This is a genomic window from Candidatus Curtissbacteria bacterium, from assembly GCA_024654445.1.
GTDB lineage: Bacteria > Patescibacteriota > Microgenomatia > Curtissbacterales > GWA2-41-24 > JANLHP01.
Map to the genome: position 1 here is coordinate 132652 of JANLHP010000017.1, position 22047 is coordinate 154698.

The window sequence follows — 22047 nt, forward strand, 5'->3', positions numbered from 1 at the left end:
GTGGCTATCTATTTTCCTGTGCTTCGATGGAAGTTGGAGCCGGGTTTGCCAGCTTATTGGGGAAGGAAACTATCTTTTTGCCCAGGCCCCAGAAAATTTGAACTTCCTGGACTTTTAGGAGCCAGGAGAAAAAGATGTAAACGGAAAGGCCGACCAATGATGCTACCCCTGTTAGAAGAATAAGTCCAAACGTTCGTGTAGTGTCGAAAACTAATTGGTCGAGAAGTTTCATTGGAATATAAAGAGAAATAGCCGTCAGAATAGTAATAAATATCATTTTGAGTGCGGGAACAAGAAGTTCTTTTTTATTGAAATTGACTTTTCGGTCTAAAAGATAAAGGAGAGTAAGAGCGTTTAAAATATTGGCGACAGAATAGTTGATCGCGAGATACATTATAGAAAGGTTGAGCACTTTAATTAGAAACAGGTTCAATATGATACTTAACGTAACGATGACAGCCGTGACTTTTACGGGTGTAATGCTGTCTCTGATTGCGTAAAAACTTCGAGTTAAAAGAAGACTTGCGGCTTGAGCAACTATTCCAACCGAAAAAGCGATCAGGGTTCTACCGGTTAAAACTGTTAGGTCCCAAGGGAAATCTTTGGCACCAAAAGCGAGCCTGACTGCCGGGATTCTAAGAATGGCGAGGATTGCTGCTGCTGGTAAAACCAAAAAAAGTATTTGGTGAAAGGAATTTAAAAAGATTTTTTTAAACTGTTCTTTTCTTTGAGCGTTGAATTCGATCGAGAGTGATGGCAGTGCGGCTTGAGCAATCGAAGCCGCGAATAAGGCTGTTGGGACAACCTGAAGTACCTGGGCGAAGTTGTATGCTGTTACGGAACCAATTGTGACGATGGAAGCAAGAGCAATATTAACAACATCTGCTGCACGAATTAAGGCAAGGGCAAGAGATCGTGGCCACATAAGAGAAAACATTTCTTTAACATCTTTATTTTTAAAATCTATTTTTGGCTTGTATCTAAAACCTAATGACAGCGCCAGAGGCAGCTGGAAAAGTAAGTGCAGAATAGCTCCAATAATCATGCCGATGGCTGGACCAAAAATGCCAAACATTGGCGTTAAAAATATGATTCCGAATATTATTCCGACGTTATAAAGGATTGAAGCGAGGGCGGGAATTAAAAATCTTTGATGAGACTGCAAAATTCCGGTTAAAAAAATCGAGATTACAAAAAAGAATTGTGCAAGAATCATTATTCTTAGAAGATTGGCAATAAGTCCTTGAGTCTCTGGCGTGTTTTCAACTACACCTGGCGCTATAACGGGCGCGATAAAGTTTGCGAGTGCAATGATAATGACTGCAAAAACTGCAAAAATTACCACCCCGATTGTGATCATATTTGAAGAAAGCTCCCAGGCCTTCTCGATTTTGTCGCGAGAAAGATATTGGGAAAATATAGGGATGAAAGCTAGGGCAATTGTGCCTAGAATTAGTACTTCAAAAATGGCGTCGGGTAAGATCGAAGCCGCAATAAAACTATCCAGAAGGTGGATATCGTCACCAAAGCGAGATGCGAGTAAACGGTACCTAACCAGTCCGAGAATTCTAGAAATTGCGACCGAAAAAGCGATTACGAAGGCTGCAGAGAGGATATCTTCTTGTCGTTTTTTGAAAATACTGGCGCCGTTTTTAAATATTTCGAGCATAATTTACAGCCCCAATCCACAGCGAATTGGGTGAATTGGAAGATAGCTTCTAAAAATCATCTTGAATCGTCCTATTTGACAGTGCAATTAGTATTCGATTAGAATCGCAGTGAAGCCAAACTCGATTATATTATCTTAGATGCCAGTAATAAAACAAGCGATAAAAAAGGTCAGACAAGACAAGCGCAAGGCGCAAATAAACTTAAAGGTGAAAAGCACGTTTAAGAGCGCTATTCGCGCTTTTAGAAAACACCCGTCGAAAGAGGGGCTTACTCTTGTGTTTAAAAGCTTAGACAGAGCAGCTAAAACTAACGTTATTCATGCCAATAAGGCTGCTAGGCTTAAATCAAGACTGTCTAAACTTGTTCAAAGTTCTGATAAAAAAGTTGAGCCCAAAGTTAAAGCTGCAACAGCAAAATAATTCTTCGCTTAAATTGGGGTTGACAAGCCAAGCACGTTCATATTACTGTTATAAGTGAGCTTGTTTTCTCGCAAGCTCGAAAATAAGAGAGGTTAATTTCGCCTGATATGACAAAGCTTGCCCGATTACTCGGCTTCGGTTCATCATTTTCCTTATTTTTAGTTTCCGCAGAAAATGTTCTTGCGCAAACTTCTGCTGCAACGTCGTCTGCTGCAAAAGGCGGAACAAGTAGTTCTCTTCCAAGTGCAGGCTCGACAGAGCTTACATATTTAATTTTCGTTACTGGAGTGCTTCTGTTCGTTGTCGGAACTTTGAAGTTCGCACTCAGCTACCGAGACTAAATTTCTTCTTAATTTTTTAATCTATTTGCAAAATTAAATCGTTCAGCTTTAAAATGCTGCTTAATGGAAGAGAGATTAAGTGATAACTCTCAAGAATCTGAAAGTCCTTGGTCTCCAAGGATGCTTGGTTTTATTGCAGTAAGCTGGTTTCTGTCGGAAGCAGCTGTGCTAGGCGCAGCTGTTGTGTCCTCTGACAACGAATCTACAAGGCTGGTAGCTCTTGCTGGTTGCTACTAGCACACCCGCTTTAATGCTCTTAGTAAATGGACTTTCGAGACTCGAGAGGCATCGAGAAGAATAATTTTTAATTTTCCTGTTCTTCTAATTTAAACACTTCACCTTGAACGTATTCGGAAAGTTCTGTCCAGTTGGCATCTTTGGGAATTATTACCGACTGACCACCATAGTTTTGAGGTAAACCGAATTCCAAAACGCTTTCTTCACGTCCTGCGTCCAAAACGATTGCCCTGATTTTATTAGGATCTATTTTTTGGCTTAATTTAACGAAAAGCGGTACGTCTTCGTTTTTAATGTTAGTGTCTATTGATTGATCGAACGTTCCGATAAGGTCAATTATCGTTTTTGGGTTGGTGAGAGTTCCTGTAGAGAATACTTTTTCGCGGAAAGCTAAAATTACTTTTTGTTGACGAGCGGACCTTGCAAAATCTGACCCTTCACCGTTGGTGCCGTGACGAGATCTTACAAACTTGAGTGCTGTGACGCCATCCATCTGCGTTGGCCCTTTTTTAAAGCTTAGAGTTTCGTAGCGGCACACAAATGGGCTACCATCGTCCGTAATATCAATAAGTGGAATCGCGGCTCCCGTTGCATCCTTAACGACTTGCTCTTTTACCCCATCTTTTTCCTGCTCTTCTATGGTTAATCCGCAGAGGTCGTCTTCTTTGCCTGGAATCGGATATCGTGGGTCTACAAATGAATTCTCGACATTAATGTCGAGGCCTTCTACTAAATTGACTGCTTTGATAAATCCGTTGAAGTCAACACGCGCCGCGTAATGAATAGGTAGCCCCATTAAAACGGACACATTTTCCTCGGCAAGCTCCAAGCCGTTTTCGTCATCTTCTTGGCCAATTGCGTAAATGTGATTTATCTTGTAAGACACGTCGGGTACCCAAAGATCGCGAGGAATTGATATCAAGGCGACGTCAGAACCATCTTTTTTAACAGAAGCCAAAATAATTGTGTCTGTGAGGTCGGGACCGTCGTGCCCAACTCCGCCAATTCCCAAAAGAAGAACATTAATTCGGTCGTTGTCGGACTTTAACCCTGAATCGGTAATTAGCTGAACTACTGTTTGGGGACCCTTGAAAAAATATTTTCCGAGGTCGAAATACTTTATTAGAGCAAAAAATAAAGCCGCAACGATTGTGACAATTATCAGAATTTTGACCACAGAAAAACTCTTTTGCGGCTTTTGGCTGTACTTTCGCATTAAAGGCTTATTGCTTCTATTATCGCTATAAATTTTGCGCTTTCAAGACTGTCGGTCCCTACGAGCAATCCATCGATTATGTCTTCTTTTAAAAAGGCTCTCGCGTTTTGGGCATTTACCGAACCGCCATAAATTACAGTGTGTTGACCGTTCGATTTAATAACGCTAGCAACTCTTTGAGCATTTTGAGGAGAATCTGGCTCCCCTGTTCCTATTGCCGCTATAGGTTCGAATGCCACTATTCCGGTTCCTTCTGGAATCGGCGAATTTTCGTCAGGGACGCAATAAATTGGCTTTAGCCCAGCAGCAAGTGTATTTTTGACCTTTTTTTCGAGTGTATCTTCATCTTCTTTAAAATTGCCGCGTCTTTCCGAATGACCAACTATTGCATACTCACAAAGGCCAACTATTTGGCTTGCTGCGACTTCTCCGGTGTAAGGCCCAGCTTCAAAAGCGGAGACATCTTGGCTTCCGAGCGTAATTTTTAATCCTTCTTGGTCAATTTTTTGTTTAGCTGCTGATAAAAATGGGAGGGTCGGACAAACTACAATTGTTCCTGGGTAGCCTTGAGCGTTTTTGCCAACTTCTTCAATCCATGCTGACATTTCGTCCCAGCTTTTATTGGCCTTGAGGTTTGCGACAAGCAAAGGAAAATCACTCATTTTTCAAAAGGGCTTTTAGCAGATTCTCTTTCGAAGTAGCGCCGACTATCCTTTCTATTTCGCGGCCGTCCTTTTCTACAACGTAGGTTGGGATAGACATGACGCCATATTTTATGGTTATATCCTGGTTTTCATCGACGTTAATTTTTTCGACTTCAACTTTGCCGGAAAGTTCTCGTTCCAGTTCTTCAAGAACCGGCTCCATGAATTTGCACGGGCCACACCATTCGGCCCAGAAGTCTAACAATTTGACCATGTCTAGGTATTATATATCAGCACGAATTGTGAAATCGATATCTTGACAACATCAGAAAGGTTGCGAAGGAGATAAAAGAGTCGAAAGAGCCGGATGTCATTATAACAATGTAAAATATAAAAACTTATGAAAGATTTACTTTCGGATTTAGACAAATCTCAACAAGAGGCAGTAAAGCAGACTGACGGAGCTGTTTTGATTTTGGCAGGGGCCGGCAGTGGAAAAACGCGAGTTTTAACTTATAAGATCGCGTATCTTATCAGCCTTGGGGTGAAACCTCACGAAATTTTAGCGGTTACGTTTACAAATAAAGCGGCCAATGAAATGAAGGAGAGAGTATTTAGGTTAGTGGGTAAAAGGGATAGTGGGATGGTGGGAGAAGATAAGTCCAACAATCCTACCATCCTACAATCCGACATGCCTTATGTAGGTACTTTTCACTCCTTTTGCGCGCGGTTACTTCGAACGGATGGAAAATTTATCGGAATTCCAAGTGGTTACTTAATTTTTGACAGCGACGACAGTTTGTCGCTTGTTAAAAGAATTATGAAAGATGCAAATATTTCTTCTAAAAGCTTTAAACCGCATTCTATTTTAAATTCTATTTCTTCTGCTAAAAACGAACTCCTTTCCCCTGCCGATTACGCGCAGTTTGCGAGAGGGTATTTTGCGGAAACGGTCTCCAGAGTTTATGAGATTTACCAAAAAGAACTTGAGGATATGAACGCTTGCGACTTCGATGATTTGCTAACACAAACGGTCAGGTTATTTAGAACCAACCCTAATGTCCTTGAGAAATGGGCTGGTAGATTTAAATATGTTTTGGTCGACGAGTATCAGGACGTTAATACGTCGCAGTACACCTTGACTAAGCTGCTTTCGAGCGCTTACGGAAATTTGACGGTAGTTGGGGACGCGTCGCAAGCAATTTATTCTTTCAGGGGAGCAGATTTTAGAAATATTTTGAATTTTAAAAGGGATTTTCCGGGAGCTGTTATTTTTAATTTGGAACAGAATTACCGAAGCACGCAAAATATTTTAAATGCTGCAAACACAATTATTTCTCACAACAGTTCTCATCCGGTTTTAAAGCTCTGGACGCAAAACGACGAGGGGGAAAAGATCACTATTTATGCTGCACAGAACGAGGTCGACGAAGCGAATTTTGTTGTGGAGCGGGTTTTGACGTCCGGGAAACCACTCTCTGCTTTTGCTGTTTTATATCGAACAAATGCGCAATCTAGAACAATCGAGGAGGCACTTTTACACGCCAATATTCCCTACCGACTTTATGGCGGAGTGAGTTTCTACGCAAGAAAAGAGGTAAAGGACGTGATGGCTTATTTAAGGTTGATTCAAAATCCAAAAGATAAAGTTTCTAAAAACAGGGTCGAAAAATTGGGTAAGAGAAGATTCAATAAGTTTCAGGAGATGGTTGATGCTTTGGAAGGGAAAGTTCCTAAGCCGATGGACTTAATTGATCTGGTTCTTGATTCTACGGATTATATTTTGACGATTGACGACGGAACGGAACAAGGGTTGATGAGAGTTGAAAATGTTAAGGAGTTGAAATCGGTTGCTGCCGACTTTGAAAACCTGTCAAACTTTTTGGAAAGTGTAACTTTAATGGAAGGAAGAGTCGCGCCAGGTAAATCTTACGAGGAAAAAGGGTCTACTGATGCCGTTACCTTGATGACTATCCATGCCGCCAAAGGGTTGGAGTTTGAAAACGTTTTTTTGGTTGGGATGGAAGAGGGAATTTTCCCGCATTCAAGAAGTATGCTGGACGGAGATCAATTGGAGGAAGAAAGACGACTGGCTTATGTGGGGATGACGAGAGCCAGAGAAAAGCTTTATCTTACTTACGCGACAAACAGGTTATATTTCGGAATAATGGGTTCTAATATGGTTTCGAGATTCGTCGTTGATATTCCTCAAGAGCTAGTAATTGCTGTCTAATAATTTTTCCTCGAGATTGCGTTTGCAGTAAAGCGTCTTGAGGACGCCGGACGAACGTTTAATAGCAGAGAGCCGTGAGCCATTGACCATTCAAACAATTGAATGAGGTTTCTTCCCATTAGAGATGGGAGTTCCTCATTAAATGTGGTATCCGGCACAAGGACGTTTACTGATGATTGGAGAAGAGCTTGTCTTACACGTGTTTCGTCACCCGAAAGAAAAGTTCCGATAAAAGAAAACCTTAATTTGGCGGGCCTGGAATCCATCCTGAAATCTCCGGTACCTAAGGTCTTATTCCCAGTTGTAGTTCTGTAACTGATACTCAACGCCTCGGCGTCGCGGCCGTTGATAATTGTTGCGCCAGCTCCCGTGTCGAACAGAAAATTGACGGTGTGCCCTCTTCCGTTTTTCTGGTTTCGAGCATGAACAGTGACCATCGGCCATTCTGAAGCATAACTCGAAAAGAATCCGGGAACTGAAGGAATTAGGGGATCTATCGCTCGGCCTACATAGTATGACTCTGGGTCGAAGTCTCTGTCTGTTGCGACAAACAGATCTGGTGTAGGGATAATTAACTCAGCAGCCATTTTGCAAATTATAGAAGAAATGGTTTATTTGTTAAACTAAATTATGAATTTAAGAAATTTTTCTATTGTTATTTCTCGTATTTTTGATTTTTGGTTTTGGTCCCCTATTGTTATGTTTTCTGTGTTTACCACAGGGCTTACCAGTCAACAAATAACTCTTCTTGTGCCATTATTGTTAACTCTAAATTTGATAGTGCCAGTAGGCATTTTCTTGTATCTTCTGAAATCGGGGCGCGTCACTGATATCGATATGACAAAGAGAGAAGAAAGGCACATTGTGTGGGGAGTCGCTACTTTGAGTTTTTTACTTTCAACAACTTTAGTTTATTTTCTCGCAAATTACCTTTTTTTCGTAATAAGTTTTACTGTATTTATCGTCACTCTGACCTTATTTATTATAACTTTTAAATGGAAGATAAGTGTTCACGTCATTACCAATACCACATCTGTTTTTGTTATAAACTATCTTTTTGATTGGAAGTTGTTGTGGCTTTTTGCGGTAGTCCCAGTGGTTGCGTTTGCAAGATTTTATCTTAAGAAGCATACGCTATCTCAGATTTTGGCTGGTTTCGCTGTTGGAATAATCGAACCTTATATAATTCTGGAGGTTTTTGGCCTGATGTAGACTCTCTTAATTCTGCTAGAATCTTTGTATGGAGCTACAACAATCTTGGCAAGATAGATTTTATATCGCTGTTGCCAAAAAGAGTCCTTCTGTTATTCCCCTATTTAAATATTTATACCTTGTAATACTTTTTATTTCTGTTGGTCTTGGGACGTATTTTGAAAAATCGGTTGGGCCATATTTTCAAACGTTTTATGACTTGGGTAGGACAATGGGGCAGGCGGCGATCATTTTGCTTGGAATTGTCGTCCTCCCTGGAATTTTGGGCAGGTTTGGAATCGAAATAAGAATAACAAGAATAATTACAGTTTTTAGAAGACAGCTTGGAATCTTAGTATTTATTCTGGCTTTTTCGCATTTTTACTTAGTGAGGTTTATGCCATGGGTCACTGGACTATTTCCCTTTTGGACTGTATGGCAATTGTTTGAATACTTGGGGGCTGCTGCATTAAGTCTTTTGTTTGTAATGTTTTTAACTTCAAATAACTACAGTATGAGAACACTGGGCAGATGGTGGAAAAGGACTCATCGGATTGTGTATGTAGTCCTGTGGTTATTAGTTCTTCACACTGGTTTGCAAAGAATTAGCATTTGGTCTGTTTTTATTTTTATTTTTGCTGCTCTTGAAGTCGCTTCGCTTCTTTACGCTCGATTTAAATCTAAGTCTCAACCTGAACAATTAAAATCATGACTGTTCGTGAACTAACAGACAAGGATAAATCCGTCTACAATAAAGTTGTTTCCCATATTATCCAATCTTGGGAGTGGGGAGAGTTTAGAAAAAAGACTGGCGTCGATCTTGCGCGAGTGGGTCAATTTGACGGTAAAAAGTTGGTTTCCGCTTATCAATTAACCTTTCACTCAGTCCCTTACACAAACCAAACGATTGGATATTTTCCCAAAGGGTCCATGCCAACCAAATGGATGGTTGATAGTTTGTCGCGGCTTGGTAGGGAAAAGAATGCTGCTTTTATTAAGATTGAGCCGGATGTTGAAACAAGAAATCAGCAACAAGAAAACAGCAAGCTGGAAGGGCTGGGGTTGGTCAAATCCAAAAAATCGCTTTTTACAAAATACAATTTTATTTTGGACCTTACGAAGGGTGAGGAAGAGTTAATGCGCGCGATGCACTCAAAGACGCGCTACAACATAAAAGTTGCACAGAAAAAAGGTGTCGAGGTTTATACAACGGACGCGGACGCGGATTTTGAAACTTACTTAAATTTATATTTTGAAACGACAAAAAGGCAGAAATATTTTGGCCACACACCACACTATCACAAACTTGCATGGGAGACGTTAAAAGCTGCAGGAATGGCAAAGATATTAATCGCCAAATACAAAGGTAAACCACTGACTGCGTGGATGCTTCTTAATTTTGGAAATACACTTTATTATCCTTACGGGGGGTCGTCCATAGAACACAGAGAGGTGATGGCTTCTAATTTGGTCGCGTGGGAAGCAATCAAGTTAGGGCGCAGTCTGGGGCTTAAAAACTTCGACATGTGGGGGGCATTGGGACCCGATGCCGACCCTAAAGATCCATGGTACGGCTTTCATAGATTTAAGGCTGGATATGCTCCAAAACACGTGGAATACGTAGGAACCTGGGATCTTGTTTTGAAACCTGCTGTTTACAGTACTTTAAATATCGCAGAGAAAATAAGATGGATTTTCTTGAGAGCTACAAGGTGATATTTACGCGTTTTTTGAGATCAAAATGAGGCTAGAAAGTCTTAATGTGACAGTCTAAACCCTTACCAAATTCTTGCAATCTTCACATCTAAAACATATGCTTCTTCCTTTAGAATAGGCAAGTCATGAAATACGTTACCCAGACTGATTTATGGAGATACTACGAAGTACCTAAGATGAGGGCTAAATCGGGTGATGCAGATACCAAAGTGAGACTTTTAGGCAGGTTTAAGCAAGTTTATCCCATAAGCCTCTTTCCGGGTGAAATAGTGGTTGAACCTGGAAGAGTTGTGTGGATTAAAAGAAACGGTCCTTGGCAAGATGAAATTATAACTATTATGGCTTCTGATATTGCAACGGTTTACGCGTCGAGCGGATTATTTTTCGGCAGAGTCCATATAAAAAGTACAACCGGAGGACCGGAAATATTTCTGGATAAGATAGCGCGGCGTGACGCTTACGAAGTACGCAATTTAGTCGAAGGAATTGCATTGGGCTACAGGGACAATCCTAGAGTGGATTATCAGAATGTGACGGCAGGCAGACAACAGTTATTAGAAGCAGTATAAATTGCGGAGGTATGAATATGGCCAGAGGTTATACGTTTATTAATCAAGGTTTTCTAAAACAAAATGGGAGCGGCCATGCACCCGCTGATTTGGGGTGGGAAGACGAGGAAACTAAAGCAGCGAGAGAGGGTGAAAAAGACTTTATTAAAGAGTCTGTTAAGGAGGAGGAAAAGGTCGAGCAGAAAGTTAATGACTTAGTAGAAAAATCGGACAAATGCCTTGTCCATATAAGAGGAATTTTCCCTTTTGATTTTTTCCCTGATGAGGTGACTGTCGATATGAATAAGGTGAATTTTGTAAGTAATAGCCTTTTAACGAAACGCGTACACAGTGTTTTTATCAAAGATGTTTCGGATGTTTTTACAACGGACGGAATATTTTTTTCCAGATTAAGTGTCGTTGACGAGGGATTCATAGAAAACGAAATCGCAGTTAACTTTTTACATAAATCTGATGCAAACCGCGCCAGAAGAATTATTCAGGGATTAGTTGTCGCTGCTAAACAGGATATTGATATGTCGAAGTTCGGGCCAGGTCATTTCGATAAACAGAAGTTGGATTCACTGGGTCAGGCAAAAGGTGCAGAGTAACTAAACTACGTACAGAAAAACTCCATTTTCAACTTTAGTTGGTTTTTTGTTTGGGAATGGGTTGGTGTTGACCCGCTGAATTTTAGCACTCACCTTTTCACTATTATTCATAGACGGCTTGTGCTGCAATTTCGCGGGGCAAGCTACTTAATGTACAAGAAAATATTATTCTCCGATTTAATCGGTTGATTAGAAGGAAATTGATTTGTATTTACTATTATGCGTGTCCCTTTTTTACTATTCTTATAAACAAAATCTTCAAATTTTTGCATTGTTCTTTTGCGTCCGTAGACAAAAACTACGTCTGCAATTTTCAAATCTGCCTTCCAGAGATCTGAGCGCTTTACAATTATTTGGGCGGAGGCACCTTTTGCTTTTGCGCGAATTTTTGTAATTGCAATCAAAAATGGATTCAACTCATAACCAATTGCAGCAGCTCCTTTTTTGGCGGATGCGAGGAGCAATCTTCCGTCACCGGATCCAAGATCGATAGCAGTTTGGTTTTTTTTAAGATCCGCGAATTTCATTATTGTTTCTATCTTTTTTTTGTCGGTCGCAACGTAAGGAAGATCTAAAAATAAATCAAACATAAAAAGAAAAGACGAAAGGATCACAAAAAGAAGAGCAAAAATAACAACTATTAAAATTAAGGCGGCTATTACTTCCATTAACTTTTAGCTAAGGAGAATGGGCAAATATCCTTGAATGAGCAAAACTGACAAGTAAAAGAGCCCTCCTTGGGATTTGCGTTGAATTTGCCTGCTCTTATACCAGATGCCGTTACTTCCAGGGCACTTATGGCTTCGGATATTATAGACTGTGCGGGTTTAATAGTTGAAATCATTCCGTTTTCTAGGAAGTATATACCGATTTCATCAGGAAGTTTGCCATACTTTTTAAAGTAATAAAGAGTGTAAATTTTGAGCTGGATAGATTGTTTAACGTGATTCGTGCCCTTTTTTTCGTCAACATTTTCTGTAGATTTGAAATCGATGAGTCTAACTCTATCGCCTCTTTGCAAAAAATCAATTCTTCCCCTAACAATTATTTTCTCATGAGTGAATTTAAAAGGTTCTTCCACTACTACGTTGTCAACATCTTGGCTTTTTTCTCTTTCATAGAAGTCACTGATAACTTTGCGAGCTTTTGTTAGAACCAGTTTTTCATGCTCAGAACTGATAAAACCTTCGCTAACCCAGGCATTCTCTAGAACAGTGATTAAGTCGGAAAGGGGTAAAAGTTGACCACGGATTCTATAGCGATAAAATTCTTCAACAGCCTTGTGAAGGGCTATGCCATAAACTAGATTAAACGCACGAGGAACTTGGAGTTTAACAATATGTCCATACCAATACTGAAGAGCGCATGAAAGATAGCTTTCAACATCTATTCTGGAAAGATCTAATATTCTGTCTTGAAAAGACACCGTTTTCTTTTCGAAATCAAGAGTCATCTGAGCAGCGTTATCAGGTTTAAATCTTTCAATTTGTTCTATTGCTGAAGACTTTTGAGGCATCCCTTCTACTTGTGTCACATCTAGTGTTTCAAGAACAAAAGGTGAGACTTTGCGGGTTTTTTTCCCGCCATAATCTCTTGCATATGTAAGGTAGAGAAAATCCTTTGCACGAGTAAGACCAACATAAAACAAGCGCCTTTCTTCCTGGATGTGAAAATTACCACTTGGTAAACTTTCTTTTATTAGACTGTCGGGAAGAGGTATGGGCTCTGAACGGTCACGAACAGGAAACTTATCAGTTACGAGGCTGACGAGAAAGATTACCTTGTACTCAAGGCCTTTGGCTGAATGTATGCTCATAATATTTACTGCGTCAAGGTCGGGATCGATTTGTGCCGTTGAAGGATTTTCACCTGACTCCTGCATAACTTCTAGAAAGTTTGAGAAATTTATGGTGGATTGATCGTTCGTTACTTCATCAAACTCAGAAATTCTCTTGAAAAACTTTGCGATATTCGCAATTTTTCCTTGAGTATCTTCAGGGTCTTCTTCTTTTAGTTTTTTTAAATAACCTGATTCTTCAAGGTATGCATAAAGCGTTTTACCGGCATTTTGCTTGAGAGATAATTTTACGTACGTTTCTAAATCACTCTTTAGTTTTTCTAAAGCAATTTTTGAGTCGTCTGATATTTCCATTTCGTCAATGTTGGAGCCGGTGATAATTTTATAGAGGCTTAGGTTTGTTCTTCTGGAAAAATCATTCAATACTATCATGTCTTCCGGCGGGATATTGTAAAGTTCAGAAGTTGCAAGATAATATAGATTTAAATTGTCATCAAATGTTGAAAGGGCACGTAAAAATGCAATTAAAGATTTTATTTCTTCTCGGTCGTATAGGCCGAAAGACCCCACAAATGTTGATGGTATCGAGAGTATATTTAGGGCTTGGATAAATGGCCGTGCGCTACTATTTGCTCTAAGCAGTATTGCAATATCTCGATACATAATTTTTTTATCTTTGACTAATGCGTTTATTTCTTGAGCTACGATATCGGTTTCCTCAGACAATGTTGCGCCAAAAATGTTCTTTGGTTCTTGGCCGGGCTCCTTCCGTTCACTTATCAGTTTTTTGTTAATCTTATTTTTGATCTCAAGACGGTCCGGATTGTTATGACTAATTAATTTGTAAGCAGCGTCGAGAATTGGTTGGGTGGAACGATAATTTTTGGTTAAGACAACTTGAATGGCTTTTGGATAGATTTTTTTAAATTCCAGGATGTTAGAAATTGCGGCGCCGCGGAATTTGTAAATAGATTGATCATCATCACCGACAACACAGACGTTTTTATGTTTAGCTGCCAGGAGTTTCACGAATTCATTTTGAGCGTAGTTTGTGTCTTGGTACTCATCTATCAAAATGTACTTAAATTTGTTTTGATAAGTTTCTAAAACTTTAGGATGTCTACGGAATAAGTCTAAAACAAGATTTATCTGGTCGGAAAAATCCGCTAGGCCTGCCTTTCTTTTTAATTCTTCATATTTTGCAAAAAAATTAGCTAATTCTAATTGTCGTTGACGCTCTTCTTCGTCTTTTAGAGATGTTGCGTAAGCCATATATTGATCCGGTGTTAAATCTTCATCTTTCGCGCGGGAGACTAGCGAAAGCGCAGCTTCTATGAACTTATACGGATTAGATAAGGGTTTGTAATGATTTAGATTGAAGTCAAATAAATTTTGCTTAACGAATAGAATCTGCTCAGGTTTTGTTAGAACTCGAAACACTGGATTCAGTCCCATTTCTAGTGCATTGTCACGAAGAACTCTATCCCCAAAAGCGTGAAAGGTAGAAATCCATGTATCGATGAAACCATAAGGCACAAGAATATCTACCCTTCTTTCCATTTCTTCGGATGCTTTATCTGTAAAAGTGAGCGCTAAAATCTCAGAGGGTTCTGCAAGTTTCTTTTCGATAATGTATGCAATGCGATGCGTGATAACCGTCGTTTTACCAGTTCCTGCGCCGGCGATGATCAGCAGCGGGCCTTCTGTAGTCGTTACTGCTTTAAGTTGTTCAGGGTTGAGGTATTTTAAGACTTGGCTTGTCACGCGGCTATTTTAGCATGAAAGGTTTTAACAAAAGGATTAAAATTAGTGCGGAGATGAAAAAATATTTTTTTGTTGTTTTGGTCTTTGCATTTTTGTTTTTTCCGCAAGAGGTTTTTGCAAAAGATTATTATTTTCCTAGTGTTGAGGTGACTTATGATATTAACGTTGATGGTTCCATAGATGTCGTTGAAAAAAGGACTTATGAATTCGACGGAGGTTTTTCGTGGGCAGATATTTATATTCCCCTAAAGGTTTCGAGAAAAGGGACAAATTACAACGCTTCGATTACCAACTTTAAGGTTTCTGAAAATGGCGAAGAGATTGTACCGACGGAAGCTGGCCTTAAAGCAGGGAAATTTTACGCGATGTGGGGATATTCTGCCCTTGACGAGACCAGAACGTTTGAGCTTTCTTACACACTTTCTAATGCTTTGACTTCCGGACGTGATTTTGACGAATTTTATTGGCAGGTTATTGGGGACGAATGGGATAAGAGAACGGAAGCTGTCGATGTTACTGTAAATTTCCCGGGGGATATTGATAAAAACCAAGTTTATGCTTTTGCGCATGGCCCGACTAATGGAAAATACGATTTCGTCGATGACGATAGTGTCAGATTCCAGGTTGCTAATGTCCCGCCTAAACAATTTGTTGAAGTAAGACTCGTTTTTCCCAAGGGTACTCTTGCCGCTACTAACAGCTCAAACAAATCTTTGGAACAAATAATACGCGAAGAGGAGAATTACAGATCGCCGTTTCTTTGGAGAAAAATAGTTTTCCCCCTACTGCTTGTATTGACGGTAGGATGGTTGGTTTTCTGGATTTGGCAATGGCACAAATACGGAAAAGAACACGAGCAAGACCGGCCCAAATACGTACATGAACCGCCTTCAGACTTGCAACCGGCTCTTGTCGAAATGCTACTTTCCCAAGAAAACACAATCACCCCAAAGTCTTTTGGTGCAACAATTTTGGATTTGGCGAGGAGAAGGTATCTGGACATTGCTGTTTACAGACAGCTGAGAAATTTTTTGATGATCACTTCGGAAAAGAAAGAATATGGGATTGTTTTTAGAAAGCCGCTTGAGGAACTTAAGAAAGATAAGCAGCTTTTAGACTTTGAGAAAAAGATGCTTGAGGAAATTAGCATATATCAGGAAGCTCCGAGTGACCAAGAAAGAGTTGGTTATGGCTTAAAACCTCTTGATTTTATTATCAAGCTGGATAATTTGAAGGCAGGGTTGAGACGGCATAGAGCTTTTTGGCCAGGTTGGCAAGCGGAGATAAGAAAAGAAGCGAGCAAAAGGAACTTTGTAGAACAAGGGAGCGCGACGAGAAACACGTGGTTTTTTGGAAGTTTAGTATTAATTGTCGGAGTTTGGATAATCGGGTTTCAGATAACAGATGATTTATTTGGAGCGCCCAAAGCATTTTTCGCTATTATTTTTTGGTTCTTGTTTATGATTATTTGGGTTTCAACGTTTGTTCTCTTACCTTTTGGAAGGAAAAAGGGTTCTTATTTTAGCTTTGCTTTTATGAAAAAGTGGACACATGCTTGGGGTAAAGAAGCGAGAAAGTGGCAGGGGTTTATAAATTTTCTAGATGATTTTTCGCATTTCAAGAGGACATTGCCGGAACAATTGCCCTTATGGGAAAAGTATTTAGTTTATGGTCTTTTGTTCGGTCAGACAAAAAAGATTTTAGAGCTAATGCCGGAGAAACTCGGTGACCAGGTTCCGGGTTGGTACGTGACGTCTCGTGGAGGTCACATTAGTTATTCTGATTTTTCAGATGGAATCGGTAGTTTTAATTCAAGTTTTGCTTCGGCTCGCATTTCCGGCGGCTCAGGTGGAGGTTTCTCCGGCGGGGGTGGTGGAGGTGGAGGAGGCGGAGGCGGAGGCGCGGGTTAAAGTTTTGTCTTTAAACTTTTGGTTGCTTTTGCTTCGATTGTTTGGACCCCACTTCGTTCTGCTACGCAGAACTTCGAGGGTAAACTGTTTTTAGGTTTTTGATTTTAAACTTTTGACTGTACGATCTTCGATAGTTTGTACTGTTGATATTTTTGACGAAAGGCGGGCGAAGCGGGTGTTGACGTCGTCGCTGGAATTTGCGGCGTTTTTGATGTGTTTTGTGAGAAGCGAGAGTGAGCCACTAAATTTTTCTGTTTCGTCGGCGATTTCTCGAAGGGCTGCCAAAATTTGGCCGGCCTGTCTTTCGATCTTATTGCCTTCAAGCGACATAATGATTGCGCGTAAATATGCGTAGAGGGTGTTGGGGGAAACCGGGCGGACGCGCTTTCTGTAAGCGTATTCTTCGAGTTCCGGACTTTCGGTGAGAATTTCGTAGTAGACGACTTCGGAAGGAATATACATGAGGGCAAAATCAATTGTTCCTTCCTGCGGTTTGATATATTTACTGGAAATGGCGTCTATGTGTTTTTTGACATCGTTTATAAATGCTTTTCTGTAAAGAAGTTTTTCCTTTTCGTCCTGGGCTTTGGACATTTTGCGGATATTTTCCATTGGGAATTTGGCGTCAATTGGAATAATCCCTTGTTCTAACTTTAGAGCGGCATCCACAATTTCTCCGGATTTAAAAGCGTACTGAAGATGGAAATTTTGTTTCGGGAGGGATTGGCCTAAAAGATCTTTCAGTCCTGCCTCCCCCATTTGGCCACGCATCTTTGGAGACCTCAGAAACTCCTGCAGGTCTTTCATTCCCCTGCCAAGTTCTGTCATTTCGCCTACGGATTTGGAGACTTCAGAAATTACTTGCGCGGCTCTATCCAGTCTTTCATTGATTGCTTTTGTTTGCCGAACCATCGAATCTGTCGTGTTGTCCATAGAACCGCGCATGTCGGAAACAAGTTGTGAGAGGAGCTTGGTAGTTTCGTCGCTCTTTTTGTTGTCTGCGAGTTTTTTGATCTGCAAGTAGAGGAGCCCCATTGTGGCTAAAACTAGAACACCAACTACAAGCAGAATAGTCTGGGAATCCATCTGGTAGATTCTACCAAATTCGAAGCACGAAATCCGAACCGGTAATCGTCATTCTGGGGAACGGAGCGACTCCAGAATCTGATTAAGGCTGATTCTGGACAAGCCCTTCGACTTCGCTCATGGCCTATTAAGGGCCGTGAGTTTATCGAACGGCCAGAGTGACAGTTTTGTTTCGAGTTTCGAAATTCTAATTTCGAGTTTACAATGTATTTGTGGTCAAACTTTTACCTGTAGCGGCATTGATTGCTTTTCTATCTCTATTTGGACTTTCTTGGATAATTGTCGTAGTAGATCCAACTGCTGCACCATGGTTTATTTTTGCGTCCTTTGTTTTTTTAGTATTTTCTTTTAGTTTTAGTTTTCTGAGTCTCGTTCTTTATTTTGTTAGGACCAGGTTTTATAAGCGCTATAGCGCAAGTTGGTATGTTAAAACGTCTTTTAAGATGTCACTTTTTATTTCCATTTTTATCGCGATTTGTGCTGCTCTTGCGATTTTAAAACAGGTGACAGTAATTAATATTGGACTTGGAATTGTCGCAGTTGTTCTTTTTGCCGTTTGGAGTTATTTGGGAAAGAGAGAAGGGTAAATTTCTAATTTCTAATCAATTCCTAAATTGAAGAATTTCTAAAATTTTTAGGTCAATTAGTAATTAGGTTAATTAGAAATTAAACTTGTCGTTACTCTGAGAGAATTATAATTCCTTCTCTCCAACCGCCGGGGTCTTTGATAACGTTGCCGTCTTTTTGAAGAATGTGCGAGGTGATGGCAATCGCCTTATTTTCAAATTGTGGTGGTATTTGCCAATCCAGTTTGTAGGGAGATTTTTGAACCTTACCAATCATTTGCCATTTATTGTCGGCGTAAGTTTTTGCCCAGAACTGAACTTCTTGAGCAGAGCTAGGTTGGTCTACGGAAAGTTCTAAGTTAAGGGTCCCACCTCTTACAATTTCCCCGGCTTCCGGACTGGTGAGCCGTCCTCCGCTTGCGTTTCCTTGTTCATTTGTGATTTGAGTGGTTTGTCGGGAAAGGAGTGGTTTGCCAATTAAAAACAACGCAATTAGTCCAAGAATAATTAGAGCGGCAACTCCAAATGGATTAACTGGCCACCCTTTTTTACTTTTTTCTATAGGGCCTCGTTTTTCTGAGGATTCTTCCATTGTTCTTTATTATAACGGATTGGCATAAATGCGAATTTTTCGCAATTTGTGCCAAACGGCTACATACTTCTCTTGGGTAGGAATTTGGAGAAGTCTATATCGCAATTAGCCTACTGTCAAATTGAATTGTTTTGAGATAGAATGGCTTTACTTTAAGGGGACACTAAAAGTTTCCCCTTAATATTCCTCTTCCCAAGAGGACGATTTCGGACTGGCGGAGCCAGTTCCAAAATCAATATTAGACAAAATTCGCCTAGCGAATTTTGAAGAGGAGGAACAAATTAAAATTTGATTTAGGGTTGAAATTTCTTCTGTTTTGAAAGCTGCTGTATGAAAATCTTAAAAGTATTTACTGCCTTCCTTACCCTTTTTATTAATCTTGTCACTTTTGTCGGAGACGTAACTATTTGGGGGTTTCGAGGGATTTTTATTTGGGTTGAGGGCTTAAGAAGAGTTCTGCGGATTCCAAAGAGGATGCCCAGTAGATTCAAGGGTGTTACTAAGGTCTTCCGACATCCCGTTATCCGTGAAGATTTCAGTTTTAAGGTGGGGCTTTTAATGATTTTTGTTTCAATGGGATTAATTTGGTTTGCGACAAAAGATCTTCCAAGCCCAAGACAGCTCGAAACTAGAGAAGTGCCATTGACAACTAAAATATACGATAGAAATGGAGAACTACTTTTTAATGTGTACACAGACCAAAACAGAACTGTTGTTCCACTTTCCGAAATTCCAGACAATTTAAAATACGCAACGATTGCGATTGAGGATCAGGATTTTTATAAACATAAAGGCTTCGATGTCTACGGCATTATAAGAGCAGCTAGAGAAACAGTGTTCCAAGGAGATATCCAAGGTGGTTCGACGATAACGCAACAGTTAGTTAAAAGCGCCTTTTTGACGCCGGAGCGAACTATAACAAGAAAGGTTAAAGAATTATATTTGGCTTTCCGGGTAGAAATGGCATACCCCAAAGACAGGATACTTGAAATGTATCTCAACCAAGTTCCGTATGGCGGAACGGCCTGGGGAGCAGCCGCAGCTGCCGAGCAATATTTCGGGAAAGATGTTAAGGATTTGACGCTCGCGGAATCCGCGCTTCTTGCGGGATTGCCCCAAGCACCAACTTACTATTCCCCGTTTGGGCAAGATAAACAAAGGTCAGTCGAAAGACAGAGGCAGGTTTTGACAAGAATGGTTGAAGAAAATTACATCACAAGAGAGCAAGCCGAAGAAGCCGCAGCGCAACCGTTGGAATACAGGTCCGCGGCAACCGACATTAGGGCGCCTCATTTTGTAATGTTCGTCCGTGAATACTTGGCTGAAAAATATGGCGAGGCTGCTGCCGCGCAAGGCGGGTTAAAGGTGACTACAACTCTTGAGTTGAAAGTTCAAGAGATGGCCCAAGGCCAAGTAACGGAAAACATCGACAAGCTGAAAGCATTAAGAGTTGGAAACGGGGCTGCCGTAGTTACTAAACCACAAACCGGTGAAATCTTAGCGATGGTAGGGTCAAAAGACTTTTTCGATACAGAAAATGACGGTAATGTAAACGTAACTGTTGCCAATAGACAACCAGGGTCTTCCATTAAACCAATTAATTACGCGACAGCGCTCGCAAAAAGACTTATTACGCCGGCTACCGTGATTATGGACGTGCCAACTACTTTTTCGGGAGGACCACAACCTTACAGGCCTGTCAATTACGATGGTAAATTTCATGGTCCTGTTCAGGTAAGGTTCGCGCTTGCTAATTCTTACAATATTCCGGCTGTAAAGGTTTTAGGGTTAGTTGGCGTCGGCGAGATGATAAAAATGGCCAGGGAAATGGGTATTACTACTTTTGAGGATGAGTCGCGATATGGGCTTTCTTTAACTTTAGGAGGAGGAGAGGTTAAGATGACAGAAATGGCGACTGCGTTTGGCGTTTTTGCCAACGAAGGTGTCCGCGTAGATCTTGTCCCCGTTTTGAAGGTTGAGGATTCCAACGGCAGAGTTCTTGAAGAGTTCAAGCCAAAAGCGGGTAGGCGAGTTCTTTCTCCGGAGATTGCATTTTTGATTTCTTCGATACTTTCCGACAACGGCGCAAGAAGTGCTGCTTTTGGCGCAAACAGCATGCTTAATATTAGAGGAAAGACTGTCGCTGTAAAAACCGGGACTACAGATGATAAGAGAGATAACTGGACGATTGGTTATAACCCTAGCTTTTTGGTTGTAACTTGGGTCGGCAATAATGACAACTCTCCGATGCATCCTTCACTTTCTTCCGGTGTAACCGGTGCTGCTCCTATTTGGAACGGAATAATGACGGCGCTTTTGAATGACAAGGTGAATGAAGCATTCAAAGTACCTTCGGGTGTTGTTGGCAAAGAAATTTGCACCTTGACCGGGGGGACAAAAAACGAGGGATGCAATAATCGATTTGAATATTTCTTAGCTGGGACAGAGCCAACTAAAGATACATTCGCGAGATCTAAAGTGTGGATAGACAAGGAAACGGGAAAGGTTGTTCAGTCGGGATCACCAAACGCGGAAGAGAAAGACGAAGTTATTATTTCGGACCCCTACTCTAAACAAGACTTCTGTGCGAGTTGTCCTAGGCCGGAGGCTTCCCCAAGTCCGCCCCCTACATGACTTGAGGAGGATGATGATTCATTTAAAAAAAGCACACGATTTCGTAATTAACAAACAACTAATTTCATCACAATTTTCGCCATTGCGTATTTTGTGATGATTTTTCTATTTCGAGCACGCGGAACCTCAGCTTTCAAGCCGTGGGTAGTTTATTTCAAATGTTCTTTTATCCAGTCAGCGATTTCTTCAATCGTAGGTTTTTTGTTTTCGACCCAAAGAGCGAAGATAACGATCTCTTTGTTTGTCGCCTTAAAGCTTTTGCCGTTTAGTAACAAAAACTCAATCATCGAAATCGTTGCGGTTCTTTTATTGCCGTCTACAAATACATGATTTAGAAGTAAGGAATGAACAAGAGCTGCTGCTTTTAGGACTAGGTTTGGATAAAGATCTTTCCCCCCAAAGCTTGCTCGTGATCTTAAGACCGCAGATTCTAAAAGGCCTAGATCGCGAAGCCCTTGTAAACCACCGGTTGCCTCGACTAATTCAAAATGGATTTGGATAATATTTTGTGGCGTTAAAAACTTCACTTTGAAGCGAGTTCTTCGAGGGCCGGTCGGTATTGATCTATCAACTTTTTCGTCAGATCGTGGATTTCACGATCAGCAGTAAAAACTGGATCTACAGAGAAATTTACAGGATCGCCTACTTTGATACCTTTTTCTTCAAGAACTTTCTTCGGGATAGTCACGGCAACAGAATTGCCGACCTGAAAAGTTTTTTGGATCATGTTAGTACAATGTTATAACACTGCGTCGATTTTGTCAACCTGTTTTATTAACTCGTTTTTGTCCTGGTGATTCGAATCAGCAGGACAAAATTGCTGTGCACTCTTACAATTCAACAATTTAACGATTAAACAATTTATTCTGT

23 protein-coding genes are annotated in these 22047 nt (G+C 40.6%); 12 read left to right on the forward strand and 11 right to left on the reverse strand.

From position 1 onward, the window contains the following. Window positions 1-4: 4 nt before the first annotated feature. The gene (gene murJ / locus NUV69_03005; GenBank protein MCR4324631.1) at window positions 5-1669 is read right to left on the reverse strand and encodes a murein biosynthesis integral membrane protein MurJ; all 1665 of its coding nucleotides are present in this window, start codon (window positions 1667-1669) and stop codon (window positions 5-7) included. 139 nt (window positions 1670-1808) lie between these two features. Here murJ and rpsT point away from each other — a divergent pair, with 139 nt between their 5' ends. The 3 genes from rpsT to NUV69_03020 all read left to right on the forward strand — a co-directional run bounded on the left by rpsT (window position 1809) and on the right by NUV69_03020 (window position 2668). Continuing rightward, the gene (gene rpsT / locus NUV69_03010; protein MCR4324632.1) at window positions 1809-2090 is read left to right on the forward strand and encodes a 30S ribosomal protein S20; all 282 of its coding nucleotides are present in this window, start codon (window positions 1809-1811) and stop codon (window positions 2088-2090) included. Window positions 2091-2197: 107 nt separating this feature from the next. Then, window positions 2198-2431 (forward strand): hypothetical protein, encoded by a 234-nt coding sequence (locus NUV69_03015; GenBank protein ID MCR4324633.1) that lies wholly within the window; start codon window positions 2198-2200, stop codon window positions 2429-2431. A gap of 63 nt (window positions 2432-2494) precedes the next feature. Continuing rightward, window positions 2495-2668, forward strand: a complete 174-nt coding sequence (locus NUV69_03020; protein ID MCR4324634.1) for a hypothetical protein — start codon at window positions 2495-2497, stop codon at window positions 2666-2668. 67 nt (window positions 2669-2735) lie between these two features. On the opposite strand, the gene NUV69_03025 is transcribed toward NUV69_03020, so the two are convergent. The 3 genes from NUV69_03025 to trxA are packed head-to-tail and all read right to left on the reverse strand — an operon-like array spanning window position 2736 to window position 4802. Further along, entirely contained in the window at window positions 2736-3884 is a 1149-nt protein-coding gene (locus tag NUV69_03025) for an LCP family protein (GenBank protein ID MCR4324635.1), read from the reverse strand. Continuing rightward, window positions 3884-4546: a triose-phosphate isomerase gene (locus NUV69_03030; GenBank protein MCR4324636.1), complete on the reverse strand. Its 663-nt coding sequence runs from the start codon at window positions 4544-4546 to the stop codon at window positions 3884-3886. Before NUV69_03030 ends, NUV69_03025 begins: the two co-directional genes overlap by 1 nt. Beyond that, window positions 4539-4802, reverse strand: a complete 264-nt coding sequence (trxA, locus tag NUV69_03035) for a thioredoxin (protein ID MCR4324637.1) — start codon at window positions 4800-4802, stop codon at window positions 4539-4541. Before trxA ends, NUV69_03030 begins: the two co-directional genes overlap by 8 nt. A 126-nt stretch (window positions 4803-4928) precedes the next feature. Between trxA and NUV69_03040 the strand changes: the two genes are divergently transcribed. After that, window positions 4929-6761 (forward strand): UvrD-helicase domain-containing protein, encoded by a 1833-nt coding sequence (locus NUV69_03040; GenBank protein ID MCR4324638.1) that lies wholly within the window; start codon window positions 4929-4931, stop codon window positions 6759-6761. Here NUV69_03040 and NUV69_03045 read toward each other — a convergent pair. Then, window positions 6758-7348 (reverse strand): retroviral-like aspartic protease family protein, encoded by a 591-nt coding sequence (locus tag NUV69_03045; GenBank protein MCR4324639.1) that lies wholly within the window; start codon window positions 7346-7348, stop codon window positions 6758-6760. The genes NUV69_03040 and NUV69_03045 overlap by 4 nt on opposite strands. Window positions 7349-7391: 43 nt before the next feature. Here NUV69_03045 and NUV69_03050 point away from each other — a divergent pair, with 43 nt between their 5' ends. The 5 genes from NUV69_03050 (at window position 7392) to NUV69_03070 (ending at window position 10827) form a co-directional block, all read left to right on the forward strand. Then, entirely contained in the window at window positions 7392-7973 is a 582-nt protein-coding gene (locus NUV69_03050; GenBank protein MCR4324640.1) for a hypothetical protein, read from the forward strand. Between the two features lie 28 nt (window positions 7974-8001). After that, window positions 8002-8664, forward strand: coding sequence for a ferric reductase-like transmembrane domain-containing protein (locus NUV69_03055; GenBank protein MCR4324641.1), 663 nt, complete (start codon window positions 8002-8004; stop codon window positions 8662-8664). Then, entirely contained in the window at window positions 8661-9668 is a 1008-nt protein-coding gene (locus NUV69_03060) for a peptidoglycan bridge formation glycyltransferase FemA/FemB family protein (GenBank protein MCR4324642.1), read from the forward strand. Before NUV69_03055 ends, NUV69_03060 begins: the two co-directional genes overlap by 4 nt. Window positions 9669-9793: 125 nt before the next feature. Continuing rightward, entirely contained in the window at window positions 9794-10237 is a 444-nt protein-coding gene (locus NUV69_03065) for a hypothetical protein (GenBank protein MCR4324643.1), read from the forward strand. An 11-nt stretch (window positions 10238-10248) separates the two neighbouring features. Next, window positions 10249-10827, forward strand: a complete 579-nt coding sequence (locus tag NUV69_03070) for a hypothetical protein (protein MCR4324644.1) — start codon at window positions 10249-10251, stop codon at window positions 10825-10827. A gap of 143 nt (window positions 10828-10970) precedes the next feature. Here the strand turns inward: NUV69_03070 and NUV69_03075 are convergent, their stop codons facing one another. Together NUV69_03075 and NUV69_03080 are read right to left on the reverse strand one after the other, a co-directional pair. After that, window positions 10971-11495, reverse strand: coding sequence for a 50S ribosomal protein L11 methyltransferase (locus tag NUV69_03075; GenBank protein MCR4324645.1), 525 nt, complete (start codon window positions 11493-11495; stop codon window positions 10971-10973). Beyond that, window positions 11495-14389, reverse strand: a complete 2895-nt coding sequence (locus NUV69_03080) for an ATP-dependent helicase (protein MCR4324646.1) — start codon at window positions 14387-14389, stop codon at window positions 11495-11497. The genes NUV69_03075 and NUV69_03080 overlap by 1 nt, the downstream gene beginning before the upstream one ends. Window positions 14390-14442: 53 nt before the next feature. On the opposite strand from NUV69_03080, the gene NUV69_03085 reads away from it, so the two are divergent. After that, window positions 14443-16299: a DUF2207 domain-containing protein gene (locus NUV69_03085; GenBank protein ID MCR4324647.1), complete on the forward strand. Its 1857-nt coding sequence runs from the start codon at window positions 14443-14445 to the stop codon at window positions 16297-16299. Window positions 16300-16389: 90 nt separating this feature from the next. Here NUV69_03085 and NUV69_03090 read toward each other — a convergent pair whose 3' ends face one another. After that, a complete protein-coding gene (locus NUV69_03090; GenBank protein ID MCR4324648.1) occupies window positions 16390-17385 on the reverse strand; it encodes a DNA recombination protein RmuC in 996 nt (331 codons plus the stop codon). 212 nt (window positions 17386-17597) lie between these two features. On the opposite strand from NUV69_03090, the gene NUV69_03095 reads away from it, so the two are divergent. Continuing rightward, window positions 17598-17972, forward strand: a complete 375-nt coding sequence (locus NUV69_03095) for a hypothetical protein (protein MCR4324649.1) — start codon at window positions 17598-17600, stop codon at window positions 17970-17972. 91 nt (window positions 17973-18063) lie between these two features. Here the strand turns inward: NUV69_03095 and NUV69_03100 are convergent, their stop codons facing one another. Beyond that, entirely contained in the window at window positions 18064-18543 is a 480-nt protein-coding gene (locus tag NUV69_03100) for an Ig-like domain-containing protein (protein MCR4324650.1), read from the reverse strand. A 330-nt stretch (window positions 18544-18873) separates the two neighbouring features. Between NUV69_03100 and pbpC the strand changes: the two genes are divergently transcribed. Next, window positions 18874-21177, forward strand: a complete 2304-nt coding sequence (gene pbpC, locus NUV69_03105) for a penicillin-binding protein 1C (protein ID MCR4324651.1) — start codon at window positions 18874-18876, stop codon at window positions 21175-21177. A 149-nt stretch (window positions 21178-21326) separates the two neighbouring features. Here the strand turns inward: pbpC and NUV69_03110 are convergent, their stop codons facing one another. Both NUV69_03110 and NUV69_03115 read right to left on the reverse strand, forming a co-directional pair. Continuing rightward, a complete protein-coding gene (locus tag NUV69_03110; GenBank protein ID MCR4324652.1) occupies window positions 21327-21704 on the reverse strand; it encodes a type II toxin-antitoxin system death-on-curing family toxin in 378 nt (125 codons plus the stop codon). Continuing rightward, the gene (locus NUV69_03115) at window positions 21701-21904 is read right to left on the reverse strand and encodes an AbrB/MazE/SpoVT family DNA-binding domain-containing protein (GenBank protein MCR4324653.1); all 204 of its coding nucleotides are present in this window, start codon (window positions 21902-21904) and stop codon (window positions 21701-21703) included. Before NUV69_03115 ends, NUV69_03110 begins: the two co-directional genes overlap by 4 nt. Window positions 21905-22047 lie beyond the last annotated feature (143 nt).